Genomic DNA, 18,731 nt, shown 5'->3' on the forward strand with positions numbered 1-18,731 from the left:
TGCTACCATGGTAATCCTTTACTTATCAACTAAATCTTTCTAATCCTAGCAAGTAATCCTTTCCCTATCAACTAAATCCTTCTAATCCTAGCACAAAGAAGCGAGCCGAAAACTCGGCCCGCCCGTAAACGATACTAATAACCAGAGGCTTATTTAGCGATATCAAAACGATCTAGATTCATCACTTTGGTCCACGCTGCAGCAAAGTCATTCACAAACTTTTGCTTTCCATCTTCACATCCGTATACTTCAGCAATAGCGCGCAATTCAGAGTTAGAACCAAAAATCAAATCTACTCTTGTAGCTGTCCACTTCACTTCACCTGTTTTACGATCGCGACCTTCGAACTTCATTTGTGATTCGGAAGTAGCTTTCCAGGTAGTTCCAAAGTCGAGTAAATTCACAAAATAATCATTGCTTAATACACCCGGAGTCTTTGTAAACACCCCGTGTTGTGAACCATCGAAATTGGTATTCAACACACGCATACCACCTATCAAAGCAGTCATCTCAGGTGCTGTTAATGTCATTAACTGCGCTTTGTCAATCAACAACTCTTCAGGCATTGAGTGAGAACGACCTTTGATATAATTACGGAAACCATCTGCTACAGGCTCCAATACTGCAAACGATTCAACATCTGTTTGCTCTTGTGTTGCATCGGTTCTTCCCGGCGTAAATGGAACGCTCACTGCAACACCTGCATCCTTCGCTGCTTTCTCTACTGCTGCTGAACCGGCTAATACAATTAAGTCGGCAATTGAAATTTTCTTCGGTGCATTGATGGTATTGAACTCATCTTGAATACGCGTTAACGTATCCAATACTTTATCCAACTGAGTTGGATTGTTTACTGCCCAGTATTTTTGAGGAGCCAAACGTACACGTGCACCATTAGCACCACCGCGCTTGTCTGATCCACGGAATGTAGAAGCGGAAGCCCATGCAGCTGACACCAATTCAGACACCGTTAATCCACTTGCCAAAATATTAGCCTTCAATGCTTCAATATCTTTTGCATCAGCCAAAGAATAGTCTGCAGCAGGAACCGGATCTTGCCAAATCAATTCTTCACTTGGAACTTCAGGACCCAAATAACGCAATTTCGGTCCCATGTCTCTGTGCGTTAATTTGAACCAAGCGCGTGCAAATGCATCTGCGAATTGATCAGGGTTCTCGTAGAAACGACGTGAAATTTTTTCATACGCCGGATCAAAACGCAAAGCCAAATCAGTAGTTAGCATGAACGGAGCGTGCTTCTTCGATGGATCGTGTGCATCAGGTACTGTACCTGCACCACCACCGTTCTTTGGCTTCCATTGGTGAGCTCCTGCAGGACTCTTCGTTAATTCCCACTCAAACCCAAACAAGTTTTCGAAGTAGTTATTGCTCCATTTTGTTGGAGTAGTGGTCCATGCACCTTCCAGTCCACTAGTGATAGTATCTCCACCTGCACCTGTTCCGAAGCTGTTCTTCCAACCTAAACTCATTTCCTCGATAGAAGCACCGGCCGGTTCGCGACCAACATATTTACTTGGATCAGCAGCTCCGTGTGTTTTACCAAACGTATGTCCACCTGCAATTAAGGCAACGGTTTCTTCGTCGTTCATGGCCATTCTTCTGAATGTTTCACGAATATCTCTAGCCGCAGCAATCGGATCAGGATTGCCGTTAGGTCCTTCCGGATTCACATAGATCAAACCCATTTGAACGGCTCCAAGTGGGTTCTCTAAGTCACGGTCACCTGTATATCTTTTATCGCCCAACCATTCTGTTTCTGAACCCCAGTAAATATCTTCCTGTGGTTCCCACACATCTTCACGTCCGCCACCGAAACCAAATGTTTTGAATCCCATTGATTCAAGCGCACAGTTACCTGTTAACACCATCAAATCCGCCCATGACAAAGCTTTTCCGTATTTCTTTTTGATTGGCCATAACAACAAACGTGCTTTATCGAGGTTGGTATTATCAGGCCAGCTATTCAAAGGAGCGAAGCGCTGTGTACCTGCACCTGCACCGCCTCTTCCATCGTGAATACGATAGGTACCGGCACTGTGCCAAGCCATCCGAATAAACATAGGACCATAATGACCATAGTCTGCCGGCCACCAATCTTGTGATGTGGTCATTAACTCGTAAATATCTTTCTTCACCGCAGCTAAATCCAACTTTTTGAATTCTTCGGCATAGTTGAATTCAGGGTCCATTGGGTTGGACAAACTTGAATGTTGACGAAGGATGTTCAACTTAAGTTGATTAGGCCACCAGTCGCGGTTACTAGTACCTGCACCTGCTGCCAACTTAGGCATGTCTGATGCACTGGCACCGGTAAAAGGACACTTCCCTTGAGATGCTCCGTTTTCCATAATTTTCAATGTTTTAGGCTTGATTTAATGATTATTAAAGTATCGATACTCAAATGTACGGAAGCCTATTGATAAGATTTATTGATTATCTTTATGATAATATAGAATTCATCTATGACTTTAACCCAGCTCGAATACATCGTTTCACTAGATACCCACCGCCATTTTGCTCTGGCGGCCGAAAACAGTTTCGTTACACAACCCACCCTCAGTATGCAGATCCAGAAACTAGAGGATGAGTTAGGCGTAAAAATTTTTGATCGAACCAAACAACCGGTAATTCCCACAGAAGTTGGAACCACCATCATCGCTCAGGCTCGTGTTATTCTTCGCGAAGCGGGACTGCTTCAGCAAATTGTAAACGATCAGAAACAGATACTGTCGGGGGAATTGAGAATTGGAATCATTCCCACCCTAGCACCATATATCCTTCCCCCGTTATACAAAAGAATTCGTGAGAAGTACCCGATGTTGAACTTGATCATCAAAGAATCGATCACCGAAGATGTTATTCACGATTTGAAGAGCAACAAGCTTGATTGTAGTATTGTGGTTACACCGTTAAAAGACAACTCCATCAAAGAAGATCCATTATTCTATGAAGAATTGTTTGTTTATGTGTCGAAGAAAAACGCTCTATCACAAAAGAAATACTTGCTGGCAAATGAGATCGATCCCAATCAATTGTGGTTGTTGGAAGAAGGTCACTGCTTTCGCTCGCAAATTCTAAACCTTTGTGAACTACGCAAAACAAGCGATTTTCATTTCAAATACGAAACAGGAAACATTGAAACCTTGAAACGCATGGTTGATAAAAGTGACGGCATTACCATTCTTCCCGAACTCGCCGTTATGGAATTCACCAAAGAACAAATGAAGCTGGTAAAGCGATTGGTGGAACCCAGCCCAGCCCGCGAGGTGAGCCTCGTCACCCATCGCGATCACATCAAAACCAAGTTAATCCGAACCCTTAAAGAAGAGATACTTGCAATTGTTCCAAAAGAGATGAGAGAGTTGAAGAATAAGAAGGTGGTGGAGATCAATTATTAATTAAAAATTAATAATTAATAATTGGGGCAGTCTGTAGCTGTAAAATAAAGTGAAAATTCAACAGCTGGAGAACTGATATAATTCTTTGTAAATACCCTATGCTCTCTCAGCGGTAGCAACAGTGTACAAAAAGAAGTAGTGTATTTCACAATTTGAGAGTGCTGCAACTGGATACTATGTTTGAATAAATCGCTGCGAAAACGTTGCGCTCGCTGCGCCGCTGCGGTAATAATAAACCAATAAATAAAGATAAATAATTAAAAATGAAACAGCCGGCAGTTAAGTTGATTGACTATCGATTTCTCATGTTCGATTATCTTTTACAAAAAGGCTAACCTGCAAAAGAAATTAATCGAATATCAACCGGAAAACTCATCTCTGGAGAGGGGCCCCAATTATTAATTATTAATTCTTAATTATCAATTACTCTGAATTGCGCTTCTCACCATCTTCCCCCACTCCTTAATTTCTCCTTCTTTCCAATTACCGTTTGAATTCGCTCCGGGAACGAGCATTGAGCAGGTTTCAACTTTATCACTCAAACTCCAACATACCCAGCTTAAACCCTTTGCATTCATCCAATCTAAAAACTCTTTCCAACTGGCTTGATCAATGGGACCATCCCCTGTTGCTTCCATTCCCGCGCATTCAGAAATAAAAATGGGCAAACCCGCTTTGATGGCTTCGTCAGTTCGATCGCGCAACCACTTTTTATGAGTACCCGAATAAAAATGCATCGTATACATTAAATTGATATATCCTTTGATGGGATCAGCTGCTGGCAGTTGCACATCTTGATCCCAACGTGGAGAACCAACCAAAATCACATTATCAGGGTCATTCTTACGAATGGCCGCTATTACCTTTTCGGAGTAAGCTTTTACTTCGGGCCAGGTTTCATAATCGGGTTCGTTGAAAATTTCATAGATAATATTATCATACCCTCCGTACTTCTTAGAAATGCGATCGAAAAAGTCAATGGCCTCTTTCTCATGAATATTATGGTCGTGCCAGTCGATGATCACATATACACCCTTCTTAATGCAAGCATCAATTACAGCCGTCATGCACTTCTCTGAGGTATCTTTATTCTTTAAATAACCCAATTCATTCAATTCAATACCCATGGAAGCTCTGATCACATTCGCCTTCCAATTATCTACCAAAAAATCCACTGCTCCTTTATTGTAAAAACGTGGCCATAGGTTATGCCAACCGAAACTCACACCACGCAATTGCAGAGGGTTTCCCATTTTGTCTACTAACTGAGTTCCACTTACACTGAGTGCGCCGCTTTGCTTCACTACTTGCGTAAAAGACACTAAGCTTGCAAAAATCGCTATGGCTATCAGAGAGGCTTTTTTCATTGTGCTGGTTTTAGGTCTGATTCAAATATAGTATAAGGATCGTTATAGAATTTTATAAAATCGGGTACTGAAGCATGACCCGGATAGGGCGCATAAAAATGTGTAGCACTATAGATATCGTTTCTCCATACCAATACATACGTGATCGGTAATTTTGAGTCTTTCAGAAGAGGAAGTAAAACAGTGGTATACCAATCGTTCTTCACAATAGATTCTAACCCGGTTTCAGTAAGTGCAATCAACTTATTGAACTCTTTCCCAACTTCCCCCAAAATCTGCAACTTCTTCTTGGCAGCTTCAATATCGTATTTACCATATCTGCCCAAATCGTTGTAGTTGTCCATACCTACCAAATCAACAAAGTCGGTTCCGGGAAAATCTTCCAAATAGGCTTGTTTCGATTGAAAACTGCAATCAGGAGAATAGGCATAGATAAACTGATGCACATTTAAACTATCTCTAAGGTATTGAACCGTAAACTTCCAGAGCTCTTTGTACTCTTCAGCAGTACGGTGGGTTCTCCCCCACCAAAACCAAGAGCCATCCATTTCATGAAAGGGTCTAAAAATCATGGGTACAGGCTTTCCATCCTTTCCTTTAACAGACTTCACAAACTCTCCAATCACCTTCAATTTTGCTTTGAACACCACATTAAACGGAGCGCCGGGCAGTATTTCGGCAACTGCCAATTTCGAATACCCTTCTTCCCAATTAAATCCATTTCCTTTATCAGTTCCATTCAAGGACAATACCGGATTGGCAGCATGCCACGCAATGGTAACTACTCCACCTCTATCATAAGTGTCGGCCATTAATTTTCGCATTTGTTTGATGCCTCGATCTTTTTTATCCGGATCCTTATCATCAAACACCATAAAATCGAAACCAATCACTGCGGGATTTGAGCCGGTTACCAACTTAACATCGCTTGTATTCTTCCGATCTTCCCAACCGTGTCCGTATTCACGTGCATGTTGATGACCGAACAACACACCTTTGCTTGACCAACTCTTCAACTTGTTGTACAAGCCAACTGTTTCATCGGTAGCCGCCCGATCAATGAGCTGAGCATTTGTGAAAACAAAGAGCAACAGAAAGAATCCTAAGCAATATCCATTCTTCATTTGTTCATGGCTTTTACGGTTTATAAACGAACCTCACAAATGAATTCAAATGCAAATAAGGGCTCTTCAACAGTTTGCTTCTTTTATTTTTTCTAGAAAAGAAAAGCAAGCGCCATTTGCGAATAACAATGCTTGCTTTATTTCATATTACGATTCATTTTATTGCTTGGTTACTACCAAATATACGGCAGAGCGTGCAGGAATGCTCAATCGAATTCCGCTGTTTGTAGATGCAGAATACGGCAAAATATCTTTATAGTTTGCCGGGCCACCAGCAGCATAGGTGGTAGTAGCTCCATTCACCAATACCTTTCTTGAGAAAGAGCCATTATCGGTACCTCCTGTAAGTGTATAAAAATAAAATTTGCTTCCTTTCTTAAAGTTCTTGATGTTCACTTCAACGGTTGCAGCGGTTGAGCCTTTGTTTACCAAGGCCACACCTGTTTCGCCTGAAGTAAAAGAGGAAGCATAGCTTATCACATTTGCATTGCTTGAAGTAGAACTTACCAATCGATCGCCGAGGTATTTTTTGAAGAAGTACATGTGGTAATAGGCAGGGCGTGGATTCCATTTCGGAACACCATCCGGTTCATCACCCTGATTAAACAAGCCATGATCATTACCATTAGACCAGCCGTTGGCCATATCCCAACGAGCGGTCATTCCCAATTTATTCTTCAAGCTTTCTCCAATCACCATTACTGCATGTAAGCCATTTACATTCGATACTTGTTGCATTTGACCTTGACTGGTGATATTCCACTCCGTCATAGCAATGGGTTTTTGTGTTAGACCCGCGCCGGTGATCTGAGCCTTCACATAATCGGTCATTGTTGCTGTTTCAGTGATCGGAGTATTCAAGATAACATCAGCATCGGCATTGGTTTGAAAGGGTGTATAGTAGTTGTGTACGATATGAAAATCGGGGGAATTTCCCGCGGCAGTAAAAAGACCACTGTTCCAACCTTTAGCTGTATTGGACCACCAAGTTTGTGGTGCCGATTCAGAAGTAACAGCACCTAAATAAATGGTTTTCCCGATTTCATTGGCAGCTTTTCTCATTGAATCAGCAAAAATTTTGAAGTGCTGCCCGTATAATTGACCAGTCAGGAATTCAGGTTGGCCATCCTTATTATTCGCGGTATTGATTCGATAACCGGCTTCCCAGTTTCCGTAATTTTCATTTCCAATTTCCCAGTACTTGGTTCTACCATTATCAAATCTCACCCAATCGGCTGCCAGATGAGCTGCCGCCGCCGCAGGGTTTGGGCCTGTTCCGTAACGAGCATAGCCATAGTTTACTACAATCATACCTGCATTTCCGGTTTGCTGTAGCATATTGTAATAGTTCTCTACAGAGAAGGTCCAGTTTTCTGCATTCTTACCATACCAATAACCTGCGGCTGTGCTGGTACCATTGTCTTGCACCAATTGATCGGGGGCGTCTGCTGGTTTTTGATCTTTCAGCGCATTCCAGAAGAAAACATCGCTAATACTACCCCCCGGAAAACGAATGATATGAGGATGAAGTGTTGTAATATGATCCATCAAACTAGACTCCGTTACAATTTGGCCCATCCACAAATTCGAATTGTCGCTTGCCAAAGAGCGAGGAATTTTAGTGATCACCACACTTCTATCAACGGTAACTGTTACGCCTGCGGCGGCAGGAACAGAACTAGGTTGAAAACCTGAGGGTGCTGTAAAACTTTTCGCTTGCCAATCGTCGAGAAAAAAACCGATTGTATTGGCGGTAGCTGGATCTACTTGTGGTTGCACTGTGGTTGTATCTTCAGTTGTTCCTCCTCCTCCACCGCCACCTGTTGTGGATTTTTTACAAGAAAAGAATCCGACAAGTGTCACAATCATAAATACAGAAATTGCTTTTTTCATAAGTTCGTTTTAAGAAGCGAAAACTCGCTGTTGTATTTTAAAGCTGCTTTGTTTTGATCAATTAGTTTTATCAATCGTTGAACAGAAGCATGTGAATTCAATCCATCAGGCTCTGTATTCATACAGTAATCCAGTAATTTTTCTATTGTGCTAGTGGCTACATGAATTCTTGTATCAGATGACGCATAATAAATGAATACCGTTTCATCTTCATCTACAATCCAACCATTTGAAAATACCACATTACTTACGTCGCCAATTCGCTCCATTCCAACAGGTGCTAAAAAATAACCCGCGGGTTTGTAAATCACTTTTGAGGGATCTCTAAGATCTGTAATAAACAAGTACAATACATATCTTAAACCGGCGGCCGTATTTCTAACTCCATGGGCTAAGTGAAGCCAGCCCTTATTGGTTTTTATGGGAGCTGGGCCCAAGCCGTTTTTCATCTCAGATACCGTATGGTACTGCTTAGGGTCAATCACTTTTTCTGATAATACAATTGCCGGATCAATGCTATTACTAAGCCCAAATCCGATGCCACCTTTGGTTCCGGCCTCAATAAAATTATCTTGAGGGCGGGTATAAAATGCATACTTCCCTTCAACATATTCAGGATGAAGCACTACGTTTCGTTGTTGGGGAGAATTTGTTTTTAAATTGGGAAGACGTTCCCATTCTACTAAATCTTTAGTTCTTGCAATTCCACACTGAGCAATGGCAGCCGACTGATCACCGGCGGGCGCATCCGGATCTTTTGATTCTGAACAAAAGATGCCATAGATCCATCCGTCCTCATGCTCAACCAATCGAATATCGTAGATATTTGTTTCGCTTTCTAGTGAAGGAATTTGAACGGGGTAGTCCCAGAACTGAAACCCGTCAATACCATTTTCGCTTTCAGCAATTGCAAAAAATGATTTTCTATCAGCTCCTTCAACACGGGCCATTAAAATATACTTGTTATTCCATTTAATAGCACCTGCATTAAGTACTGAGTTGATTCCGAAGCGTTGAATCAAAAATGGATTTGAATTTTGATTCAAATCGTAACGCCAAAACAAAGGCGTATGCTCCGATGTAAGCACCGGATGTATGTATCGATGAAAAATTCCGTTCCCGGATTCTTCTTTTTTATTTTGTTTGCACAATAACGCTTCGTGGTCTCTTTTGAGAACCTGCCAGCGCTGCTGGAACTGTTGTTGCATGAATACTTTTTCGTTAAAATCAATCTTCTAATTTGTCCCACCAGGTGCGTTTCAGGATCAGAACGATTACCACCAGTATGGCAAGCGTAATAAAAAGAGGAAGATGCATTGATAATACCAGATACATCGGCAGAATGGTCATACAGAGTTGCCCAATAATTCCTAAAGCAACGTTGAATAGATCGAGTAGCATGTTAGTATTGGGCTTGAATTGGGGATCTTTGTCTTGAACTTTTTTTAGCACCGGTTTCCAGCAGCCCCATGGCTTTACGGTTGTATAAAATTTATGAAGCACCGCTTCTTCTGTTGGAGGCGCTGTATAGGTTCCAACAATACTTGCAAAAAGCGAGATAAGGAACAGTACAGGAAAATAATAGAGAAACTCGATACCGGAGAAAAAACGAGAAAACACAAGCGCTCCAATAGTACCTGTTAGCATTCCTATAAAAAATCCGTTTGCATTGAAGCGCCACCAGTACCATTTCAACACATTCGCTGCAATGTATCCACCATACAAACCGGATACAATCCATTGTATAATACTGTTTACATCTTTCGCGAAAAGTCCTATTAGAATACCTAGAGCTACTACTATGATTCCTACTAAATAATTAACAGTAATGATTTTCTTATCAGAAGGATTTTTTGCGAAGTACTTGAGATAAATATCATTTACTATATAGGCCTGTGCTGCATTCAACGTACCGGAAAAAGTGCCCATGAAAGCACCTAAGAGCCCGGTGAGCACCAAACCTAAAATTCCGGCGGGAAGAAAATTGTTAATTGCTGCAGGTAGTACTCGTTCAAAATCAACTTGACCATTACCGTCGCTAAGATTCAAAGAATGGTAATACAACAATCCCAATACAGTTAAGCCAATTACCATTAAGTAACGAATAGGCAGCAGTACAATTGAAACAAAGCCCGTCATTTTAGAAGCTTCTTTTGGCGATCTTGTGGAGAGAATCTTCTGCATGTCGTACGTTGGTGGAGGGCCACCCGCGGCAGCAAAGCTTCCTTTAAACAACATCATCATAAAAAGCAACCCAAACAAATCAAAACCATCGTCTGCAATTTTCTTATTGGCTTCTTCAATAATACCCGACCAATTCAAGTTCAGATTCCACCCAAAAAAAGGGTCTTTCCAACCGGAAGGCACCTGAAGTGGTTGGTCTTTTAAATGCGTCATGGCTATCACGGCAATTGCAATACAACCAATGGTCATAATAGCATACTTAATAACATCACCAATTACAATGCTGTGCATTCCACCTAATATGGAATAAAACATCGCAAACAGCGTAAATACAATTCCGTAGAAATGCGCTACATAGTTAGGCGATACATCGAAAGGCACATATCCTTTAACATACTCCCAGGGAACAAATATTTCAATGAACTTTCCAAGTCCTATAAATCCATAAGCTAGAAAACCCAAACAGCCGATCAAAGCAAAAGCTACAATAATACTATGTGAGCCTTGCACTCCTTTTCCAACCGAACCGAAGCGAGTTTCTAACCATGCAGCACCGGTATTGGCATTCGAACGACGAAGCCATTTTCCGATGTACATCATATTATAGACCTGATTGAATACCGGCCAAAGCCAAGGTATCCAGATACTTTTTAAACCATAAACAAAACAGAGGGCTACCATCCACATCGTGCCACTGATATCGAACATATCAGACGCATCGCTTAAACCGAGCATGTACCATGGAAGCTTTTTACCCCCCATCAGATACGATTCTTTGTTCTGACGGGCTTTTTTACGGAGAAACCAACCCAACATCACCATACTAATCAAATAGAATAGTATTATGAGTGTATCGTAGATAGTTAGTTTCATTGGAAGGTTTGTAATAGCAGTGCAACAAGATACAAAAAAAACTAGATGCAGGCTGAAGAATCAGCCTGCACTTTATGGTTTGACCACTGTTTTGTTTTTTAAAACAAACCAACCATTATTGACCCAAAAATCTTAAAGAACTTCTTGCTTTACTGAATAACTTTATGATATGCAGATAAACCTTGTTAATAATTTATGTTTCAAAAGTTTGGTCGCTTCAACAAGAAGTGAAGCGCCCTTTTTAAACAGTTTCTATTTTGCGAACATGATATTATCAAAGTAAACAGTCTTACCATCCTCAAAAATTTGGAAGGTTACGTTGTTTACAGATGTAACACCAGGATAGTTCGTAACCAAATCAAATTTGAAATAGGTCCATTTGTTAGCAGGAATTGTAATTACTTTTTGATTTCCCCAATTAATCCAGAATTGGAAGTTCTTATCAACATCTGCACCTTTTGCCCAGAATGAAAATGTTTTATAGCCTGTAATATCAATACTACCACCATTGCCTAATTGCATACCGCCCCAAGAACCTGTTGCATCATACGCTGCTTTCATGGCACTGGTACCGGTAATTTTATCATCAGTAGAAGCGGCATAATTTCCTCCCCAGCCCCAGTTCTCAAATCCATTGTCGAGTTGATCGCTAAATACTGTTTTTGCAGCATTTACATTTACAAATTCCATATCTGTTACACGCTCACCCGATGCGTTGGTTACTTTTAACTTCCCTCTTGAAAGAGTGGTTAAAGGCATCTTTAATACCAATTGCTTTCTGGATTTTGAAACAATGGTACACGCTGTGCTCGTACCATCAAAAACCACTGCCGTTACGTCGTCCAGGTTGTTACCGGTTAATGTAACTGTTGAGTTGGACTGAAAATCTGTAGGGAAAGCTGTTGTGATATTGGGTAAGGCAATTACAGAAAATGGAACAGTTAAGGTTTTTCCAGCGGCATTGGTGAAGATTACATTTTGAGGTCCGCCAAAAGCAGTATCCGGCACTCTAAAAATCAATGCTGAATCAGTATTCAGAGTTGGCATGAACGAAGCCGGCACATTGTTCTTATCAAACACAATGCTTCTAATTTGTCCGATGCCTTTTCCATTCAGGGTCACCACCTGACCTCCGGCAGCAGAACCTGGGTCTATTGTTCCTGATGACATATTACCAACACTTACATCAGGACTACCATCGCCGTCTTTTTTACACGAAACGAAGGTAAAAGCGGCAAGTACTGATAAAATAAATAGAGGCTGTACGAGCTTTATAAGTATTTTTTTCATGTTATTTTTTTTCAATGATAACAGCAATCAATTAATAGTAAGGAATAGCAGGTTTTGCTAATTCCGGGTCCTGTAAAACTTCACCGGCCGGAATGGGCAAGTGCATGTAATTCTCAGTGAAGGTTACGTAGTTGGGGAAATCAGCCGTTCCTCTGTTCTGAGCTTCGATAATTTGTTTGGCTTTCGCAAAACCTTGGCGTTGAATATCAAACCAATAATCTCCTTCAAAAGCAAATTCTACGCGACGTTCATGCATAATATCAGCAAGTGTAATGGATGTTTTTGGAGCTAACATTGCTCTTTGTCTTACTTTATTGAACGCAGACAAAGCCGCTGCATCTGATGTTGAAGCGTTGGTACCTAGAACGGCTTCTGCATAAATCAACAATACATCAGCGTAGCGAAGCATCATGGTGTTTATACCCGTATTCATACCAAGCACAGTTTCGCCGCCATAAGCACTTCCTGGTCCTACTACATATTTTGCGATATTGGCTCGAACAGAATTTTTCTGGCCACCATCCCCTACTGCTTGCAGGGTGTCATACTTGTAACCATTCGCCATAAAGGCATTGTATACTGCGTTACCATTTTTCGGTTTCCATTCAGGCTTGCTCCATCCGTGTTCCATCATTGAGCCCTTTCTTCTGATATCTCCCGACTCGTAAGCAGCGATCATATCTCTTGAAGGCGTATACAATTCCCACATGCTAGCTTCTGCTGTTTGCAGGTTTGCGGGGCCACGATCCGGATTCTTTTGATTGCCCGAACCCCAAGGATTTCCCGTTAACTGATGTTGGATAGAAAAAAGTGCTTCTTTGTTGTTGTTGTTTGCACTTGAGTTGAACATGCCTCCATAGTCGGTCATCAAATCATATTTACCCGAGTTTATTACTTCCAATGCTTTTGATTTAGCACTGTCGTAGTCTTTACGGTACAAATAAATTTTAGCCATCATCCCCTTTGCGGCATATTTAGTAACGCGACCAGGAATATCAGACTCAGGCAATCCGGCTTCCGCCATTCGAAGTTCATTCAAAGCAAATTGCAGTACATCTTTTTTGATGTAACGCGGAATATTGAAATTACCCGACAAGATGGTTCCACCTGGATTGTTTACAATTGGAGCGTCACCCCAAATGCGAGCAATATAGAAATACACAGTTCCTTTGAAGAAATGACATTCTGCAATGGCTGGGTCCAAAAAGCTAGCGTCACCACCTTTTGCTTTTTTCAATTCCAATGCATTCATGTATTCGCTGGTCCAACCACCAATTTTATAAAACACTTTCCATGCGTCAGCAATTCTTACTGAGGTTGAAGCAAAGGAGAAATTGATGAAGGGGGGATCGTCGCCACCACCGGTATATTCGTTTCCGGCCATTACATCGCCAATAGCATCCATAGCGCGGTTTTCATAGCCACTCCATGGAAGTCCATACAAAGTACTGGTTAGGCCACGAACTTCTGCGGCTGTATTGTAATAGTTATCGAGCGTAGTGCTGTCTAAAGCAGGCTTATCGAGAAAAGACTTGCTACAGGAAAACAGACTAACTGTTATTGCACTGATTGCTGCAGCTCTTTTAAACATTGAATTCATATTAATCAGTTTAATCGTTAGTAGTTTATAATTCTAGATTGATTCCCATGGTGAAAGAACGTGGGTTAGGATAGTGACCCGCATCTACGTTCATCAAGCGAATGTTGTTATTGAACACACCCACTTCAGGATCGTATCCACTGTACTTGGTAAATGTTTTCAAGTTCTGAACAGTTACGTATACACGAGCACTGCTAATTTTTGCTTTTGCCAAATATTTAGCAGGAATACGATATCCCAACGATACGTTCTGAATACGGATATACGATCCATCTTCAACATATCTGTCAGACATGTAAACGTTGTTTACGTTGGTATTGGTAAAGCGGGGCAATGATCCTTTTGTATTGTTATCAGTATAACGATCAGACACTGACTTCAACTGATTGTAGAATGGATTGTCCATTTTCTCCAACTGCCAACGGAGGAAGTTGAAAATTTTAGCACCATAGCTTCCTTGCAAGAAGAAAGAGAAGTCAAATTCCTTATACTGGAACGTGTTAGTAATGCCATAAGTAAACTTCGGTAATGGGCTGCCGATAAAAGTGATATCGTTTTCATCAATTACTCCATCGGGTTTACCATTCGGGCCACCTACATCCTTGAAGCGAACATCGCCCAACCAAGTATGCGTTTGATCTACAGGATAACCGAATTGAGGCAAGCTATTGTTCAAGTCGGCTTGACTTCTAAACAAGCCATCAGTCTTCAATCCAAAGAATGAACCTACTGCATAACCGGGAACGGTACGTGTGATCAAATAGTTGTCGTAATAAACACGGCCGTAAAGTGCCGCCAAATCACCGGCTACTTTTTCCAATTTGTTCGTGAATTGAGAATAGATAATATTGGTTTTCCAAGTAAAGTTCTTTTTCTTAATGTTATTAGTATTGATGGTAACATCAAAACCTGTATTAGACATTCTACCCGAATTGATAACCGGACCTTTTAAGTCGTCCCACTGATCACCTACTCCAATTAAGCGTGGACCCGTACCAATCAACAACATTTGTGTGGTTGTTTTCTTGTAGACGTCAAAACTCAGGTCAACAATACCATTGAAGAAGGTTGCGTCGATACCGGCATTTTTTGTTTCAACAGATTCCCAAGTTAAGTTTGGATTGGCTACGCCATAGAGGTAGTTTGAAGTACCGAAACCAACTGGGCCGGGCCAGAATGAAACCACCGAAGTATACGGCGGATTGGGAGCACCATTAGGCATGTTTGAATTACCTACCACACCATAACCAACACGAACTTTCATAAAGCCAACGTATTTCTTCATGGCTTCCGCAAATTTTTCATTGCTTACTGTCCAAGCAACGCTGGCTCCGGGGAAGTTGCCCCATTTATTTTTTCCGAAGAAACGAGACGAACCGTCTCTACGAACACTTACATTTAGCGCATATCTATTATCGTAAGTATAGGTACCACGAGCGAAATAGGATTCTAGACTACCGTCATTTTTACCTCCACCTAATTCCCATGTGGTGCGGTCGCTACTACCGGTATTGAGGTCAAGGATATTGTTTTGAAGATCTACTTTTTTGCCATTCAGACTTTCCCAGTAATTGTACTGTGCTTCATGTCCGAGTGTACCTGATACCGCATGCTTTCCAATATTCTTATAATAGTTCAAAAAGTTTCGAATAGCATAATAGTACCCATTGCCGCGGTAATCAAATAGCTGACTCCTCAAACTTGTATTTCCGAAGCTTGCCGATTTCTGACTAGCGAGGTTATTGTAGTTGCTGATTGAATACGCAAATTCATTTCTCAAAGTCAAACCCTTTAAGAATTCAATTTCTGCATAGATATTACCGAAAAAGTTGGTACTGGTACTTTGGTTGCCACGATAGTAACTACGCGCAATGGGGTTGTCTTGACTATACTGGAAGCCACCAACGGATTGGCCGCCGCCTCCCCAAGATCCATCCAAATTTTTTACGGGGATCAATGGGCTTTGAACAGCTCCCCACCAAATCGTACCCTCTGCAGCATCAGCCAAGGTTACATTCTGAATGCTTCGAGAAGCATTTGAGCTCATTCCAATTTTCAAATAATTCTTGATCTGATGATCGAGACTGAAACGAGTAGAATAACGTTTGAAATCAGATCCAATCAAAATACCTTTTTGAGTAAAGTAATTGGCTGATATATAGTAATTCGTTTTGTCTTTGCCACCGGAGAAACTCAACTGATGACTCTGAACTGTTCCCGTACGAAACATCGCATCTTGCCAATCGGTACCCGGACCTAGCTTAGATGGGTCCGCTAATTCAGCGCTCGGAGTAAAGCCGATGATGGGTGCTACTTCATTTTGATATTTCGCAAATTCACGAAGGTTCATCAAGTCTAACTTCTTTTGAACTTGTTGATTACCTACATACATTTCATAGTTTACTTTTCCTTCGCCCGATTTACCCTTTTTTGTTGTAATCAAGATAACGCCGTTTGCGGCTTGTGATCCGTAGATCGCTTGGGCAGAAGCATCTTTTAAGATATCGATCGACTCAATATCATTTGGGTTTAAAGTAGCAAGAAAGCTGTTTCCGGTTTGACCATCGGAACCACCCAACCCGGCATAACCGGCGCTGCTTTTAGTATTAGAGTTGAAGATAACTCCGTCTACCACAATCAAGGGGTCGTTAGAGTTAATGGTAGTAACACCGCGCACGCGCAAGGAAACTCCACCACCCGGCTGACCACTGTTATTGATTACAGTAACTCCGGCCACTTTACCTTGGATGGCTTGGTCGATACCGGCAACAGGAAGGTCCTTCAAGTCTTTTCCTTTTACTGAAGAAATCGCAGAACTCACATCTGCTCTCTTCGTTTGTCCGTAACCAATAACCACCACATCGTTCAAGCGTGTTTCAGCAACATCGAGTGTTACCAGTACATTGGTTAAGCCAATAATGGAAACATCTTTGGGTTTAGCACCAACATAACTTACTACCAGAGTAGTGGCATTGGCAGGAACGTTGATTTTAAAGGCCCCGTTATTATCGGTTACCACCCCTGTTTTACCATTTTTTACTTTGATATTGGCGTTTGCCAAGGGAGCTCCTGTTTGATCGGAAACCACACCGGATACGGTTTTGGTTTGCGCCCAGAGCGAGAGGGAAAGCAGTACACCCACAATTAGTAAAGTGGATGCACGAAGCAGTGTTCGCGTTTTCTTCATACAGCAAGTATAATTTGAAGTAAAACTAGCTTAGAATCTAAATTGAATTATAATACTATTTTATCCTTATTTTATACTTCAAGCACTTGATATATCGCAAACATCTTTGAAAGGTCTTTTAACAGGGCACTATAAAGCTTAAAATTCTTTAGATTTATATTAACTAATAATATTATTTTAGCCTATATATAGTACCATAATCATCAATTCTCAATAGTATGCAAGCAAACATCCTCCGGGAAATTACTCCGTTAACCAGCAGCGATTGCTTCACTATTTTTACTAGAACCAAGAAGGAGTTTGACTTTCCGCTTCATTCCCATGAAGAATTGGAGCTAAATTTCATCGACAACGCCAAGGGTGCTAAAAGGATCATTGGCGATCACATTGCAGAAATTGACGAACTAGAACTGGTTTTAGTAGGATCAAATTTGCCCCATGTTTGGCAAACGCATAAATGCAAGAGCGAAGAGATAAGAGAGATTACCATTCAATTTCACAAAGATTTACTTGATGAAAAGTTTTTGAGAAGAAATCAAATGAGTTTGATTCGTAAAATGTTCGAGCTTTCTTCAAAAGGCATTTTGTTTTCTAAAGAAACTATTGAGCAAGTAAAACCAAAATTGAAAATACTGAGCCAAAAGCAAGGCTTCGATTCTGTGTTGGAACTACTTTCCATTCTGCATGAACTTTCGGTTTCTAGAAACATGCTCACCCTGAGCAATCACTCTTACAGCGGTCCGGAGCATTCTTATAACAGTAGGCGTATAGAAAGAGTTATTGAACACATGAATCAACACTTTTCTCGCAATATTAGTTTGGAAGAATGTGCTGCACTGGTAAACATGACTCCGGTTGCATTCAGTAGATTTTACCGAAAGAGAACGGGCAATTCTTATATAAATGCTTTATTGGAACTGAGGTTAGGGCACGCCAGTAGGCAACTCATTGATACAACGCATTCAATAGCTGAAATAGCCTATAACTGCGGTTTCAATAACATCTCTAACTTCAATCGCATTTTTAAAAAGAAGAAAAATTGTACTCCAAAAGAGTTCCGAGAAAACTATAATTACGGAAACCGCATTTTTGTATAAACTAGGCGGCCTTCAGTTGCACCGAATCACCGATTACTACAATAGGCTTTCTTTGACGCAAAATTCTTGCTTGCACAATCGTTGCAGCAATTTGGATCACTCCCATTATCACAAACAACGCATTAAAACTGAAATAGTAAGCCACCATACCGCCAATGGCAATGCCTAATCCACCAATTAAATGCGTATGCCCATTGGCAAGACCCCATAAGAAAGTATCTTCTGTATCGTCCATATCACTTGCGAACAAGCTATCCCAAGTAGGCGTGCTAAAGGCTTCCGCAACACCTAGTCCAATTTGAACAAATAACAATTGTATGGGATGATGAACAAAAATATAAGCAAAGGTCAGAAGCGCATTTAGCGCATAACCTCCAATCATAAATTGAGCTTTGTAGGGCGATTCTCGAAGAGTTTTACCCACTACAATATAAAGAACACCGGTAACAATGGAGTAAGCGGCCCACGCCCAGGTGAAATCTAGAAGATCGCCCCCAATTTTTTCCGTGTATACGGCAAACATAGGCCCTAAAAGGGCTTCTCCAAGGTTCCATAAACAGGAGGCCAACAAAAGAATTCTGGCCGATTTCGACAAACGATTCATGGTAGTAGGTTTAGGTGCAATTCTTTGACTTGAAAAGAGGTGAAAAGTTTGTTCTTACCCCAAACTCTTTTTTTTTACAGCTAAACAACTGAA

The 18,731-nt window shown here is 41.1% G+C and carries 12 protein-coding genes; 2 read left to right on the forward strand and 10 right to left on the reverse strand.

Annotation, left to right across the window (positions count from 1 at the left end; translation table 11 throughout):
* Nucleotides 1-149 precede the first annotated feature (149 nt).
* Nucleotides 150-2,369 (reverse strand): catalase/peroxidase HPI, encoded by a 2,220-nt coding sequence (gene katG / locus ACQ2HE_RS01555; RefSeq protein WP_430895210.1) that lies wholly within the window; start codon nt 2,367-2,369, stop codon nt 150-152.
* 114 nt (nt 2,370-2,483) lie between these two features.
* On the opposite strand from katG, the gene ACQ2HE_RS01560 reads away from it, so the two are divergent.
* Nucleotides 2,484-3,419: a LysR substrate-binding domain-containing protein gene (locus ACQ2HE_RS01560; RefSeq protein ID WP_430895208.1), complete on the forward strand. Its 936-nt coding sequence runs from the start codon at nt 2,484-2,486 to the stop codon at nt 3,417-3,419.
* 419 nt (nt 3,420-3,838) lie between these two features.
* Here ACQ2HE_RS01560 and ACQ2HE_RS01565 read toward each other — a convergent pair whose 3' ends face one another.
* From ACQ2HE_RS01565 to ACQ2HE_RS01600, 8 genes are all read right to left on the reverse strand, one after another.
* Nucleotides 3,839-4,786, reverse strand: a complete 948-nt coding sequence (locus tag ACQ2HE_RS01565) for a glycoside hydrolase family 5 protein (RefSeq protein ID WP_430895206.1) — start codon at nt 4,784-4,786, stop codon at nt 3,839-3,841.
* The gene (locus ACQ2HE_RS01570; RefSeq protein WP_430895203.1) at nt 4,783-5,910 is read right to left on the reverse strand and encodes a glycoside hydrolase family 26 protein; all 1,128 of its coding nucleotides are present in this window, start codon (nt 5,908-5,910) and stop codon (nt 4,783-4,785) included. Before ACQ2HE_RS01570 ends, ACQ2HE_RS01565 begins: the two co-directional genes overlap by 4 nt.
* Nucleotides 5,911-6,069: 159 nt before the next feature.
* Nucleotides 6,070-7,803: an alpha-L-arabinofuranosidase gene (locus ACQ2HE_RS01575; protein WP_430895201.1), complete on the reverse strand. Its 1,734-nt coding sequence runs from the start codon at nt 7,801-7,803 to the stop codon at nt 6,070-6,072.
* Complete coding sequence (locus ACQ2HE_RS01580) at nt 7,800-9,011, reverse strand: glycoside hydrolase family 130 protein (protein WP_430895199.1); 1,212 nt, start codon at nt 9,009-9,011, stop codon at nt 7,800-7,802. Before ACQ2HE_RS01580 ends, ACQ2HE_RS01575 begins: the two co-directional genes overlap by 4 nt.
* Nucleotides 9,012-9,030: 19 nt before the next feature.
* The gene (locus ACQ2HE_RS01585) at nt 9,031-10,860 is read right to left on the reverse strand and encodes a sodium:solute symporter family protein (RefSeq protein WP_430895197.1); all 1,830 of its coding nucleotides are present in this window, start codon (nt 10,858-10,860) and stop codon (nt 9,031-9,033) included.
* Between the two features lie 252 nt (nt 10,861-11,112).
* Nucleotides 11,113-12,150 carry an IPT/TIG domain-containing protein gene (locus ACQ2HE_RS01590; RefSeq protein WP_430895195.1) on the reverse strand — a complete coding sequence of 346 codons (1,038 nt, stop codon included), beginning with the start codon at nt 12,148-12,150 and terminating at the stop codon, nt 11,113-11,115.
* A 31-nt stretch (nt 12,151-12,181) separates the two neighbouring features.
* Entirely contained in the window at nt 12,182-13,750 is a 1,569-nt protein-coding gene (locus ACQ2HE_RS01595) for a RagB/SusD family nutrient uptake outer membrane protein (RefSeq protein ID WP_430895193.1), read from the reverse strand.
* Between the two features lie 25 nt (nt 13,751-13,775).
* Nucleotides 13,776-16,937, reverse strand: a complete 3,162-nt coding sequence (locus tag ACQ2HE_RS01600; protein WP_430895191.1) for a SusC/RagA family TonB-linked outer membrane protein — start codon at nt 16,935-16,937, stop codon at nt 13,776-13,778.
* 218 nt (nt 16,938-17,155) lie between these two features.
* Between ACQ2HE_RS01600 and ACQ2HE_RS01605 the strand changes: the two genes are divergently transcribed.
* Nucleotides 17,156-18,034 (forward strand): helix-turn-helix domain-containing protein, encoded by an 879-nt coding sequence (locus ACQ2HE_RS01605; RefSeq protein WP_430895189.1) that lies wholly within the window; start codon nt 17,156-17,158, stop codon nt 18,032-18,034.
* 1 nt (nt 18,035) lies between these two features.
* Here the strand turns inward: ACQ2HE_RS01605 and ACQ2HE_RS01610 are convergent, their stop codons facing one another.
* Nucleotides 18,036-18,638, reverse strand: coding sequence for an MFS transporter (locus ACQ2HE_RS01610; protein ID WP_430895187.1), 603 nt, complete (start codon nt 18,636-18,638; stop codon nt 18,036-18,038).
* Nucleotides 18,639-18,731: the final 93 nt, after the last annotated feature.

The sequence above is a fragment of the Endoryza foliicola genome (assembly GCF_050589245.1).
GTDB classification, from domain to species: Bacteria; Bacteroidota; Bacteroidia; order Chitinophagales; family Chitinophagaceae; genus Endoryza; species Endoryza foliicola.

Excerpts from the sequence above, each read along its gene's own strand:
- ACQ2HE_RS01560 (WP_430895208.1), top strand. The coding sequence starts at position 2,484 with ATGACTTTAACCCAGCTCGAATACATCGTTTCACTAGATACCCACCGC.
- ACQ2HE_RS01565 (WP_430895206.1), bottom strand. The coding sequence starts at position 4,786 with ATGAAAAAAGCCTCTCTGATAGCCATAGCGATTTTTGCAAGCTTAGTG.
- ACQ2HE_RS01580 (WP_430895199.1), bottom strand. The coding sequence starts at position 9,011 with ATGCAACAACAGTTCCAGCAGCGCTGGCAGGTTCTCAAAAGAGACCAC.
- ACQ2HE_RS01610 (WP_430895187.1), bottom strand. The coding sequence starts at position 18,638 with ATGAATCGTTTGTCGAAATCGGCCAGAATTCTTTTGTTGGCCTCCTGT.
- ACQ2HE_RS01590 (WP_430895195.1), bottom strand. The coding sequence starts at position 12,150 with ATGAAAAAAATACTTATAAAGCTCGTACAGCCTCTATTTATTTTATCA.
- ACQ2HE_RS01600 (WP_430895191.1), bottom strand. The coding sequence starts at position 16,937 with ATGAAGAAAACGCGAACACTGCTTCGTGCATCCACTTTACTAATTGTG.
- ACQ2HE_RS01605 (WP_430895189.1), top strand. The coding sequence starts at position 17,156 with ATGCAAGCAAACATCCTCCGGGAAATTACTCCGTTAACCAGCAGCGAT.
- ACQ2HE_RS01570 (WP_430895203.1), bottom strand. The coding sequence starts at position 5,910 with ATGAAGAATGGATATTGCTTAGGATTCTTTCTGTTGCTCTTTGTTTTC.
- ACQ2HE_RS01595 (WP_430895193.1), bottom strand. The coding sequence starts at position 13,750 with ATGAATTCAATGTTTAAAAGAGCTGCAGCAATCAGTGCAATAACAGTT.
- katG (WP_430895210.1), bottom strand. The coding sequence starts at position 2,369 with ATGGAAAACGGAGCATCTCAAGGGAAGTGTCCTTTTACCGGTGCCAGT.
- ACQ2HE_RS01585 (WP_430895197.1), bottom strand. The coding sequence starts at position 10,860 with ATGAAACTAACTATCTACGATACACTCATAATACTATTCTATTTGATT.
- ACQ2HE_RS01575 (WP_430895201.1), bottom strand. The coding sequence starts at position 7,803 with ATGAAAAAAGCAATTTCTGTATTTATGATTGTGACACTTGTCGGATTC.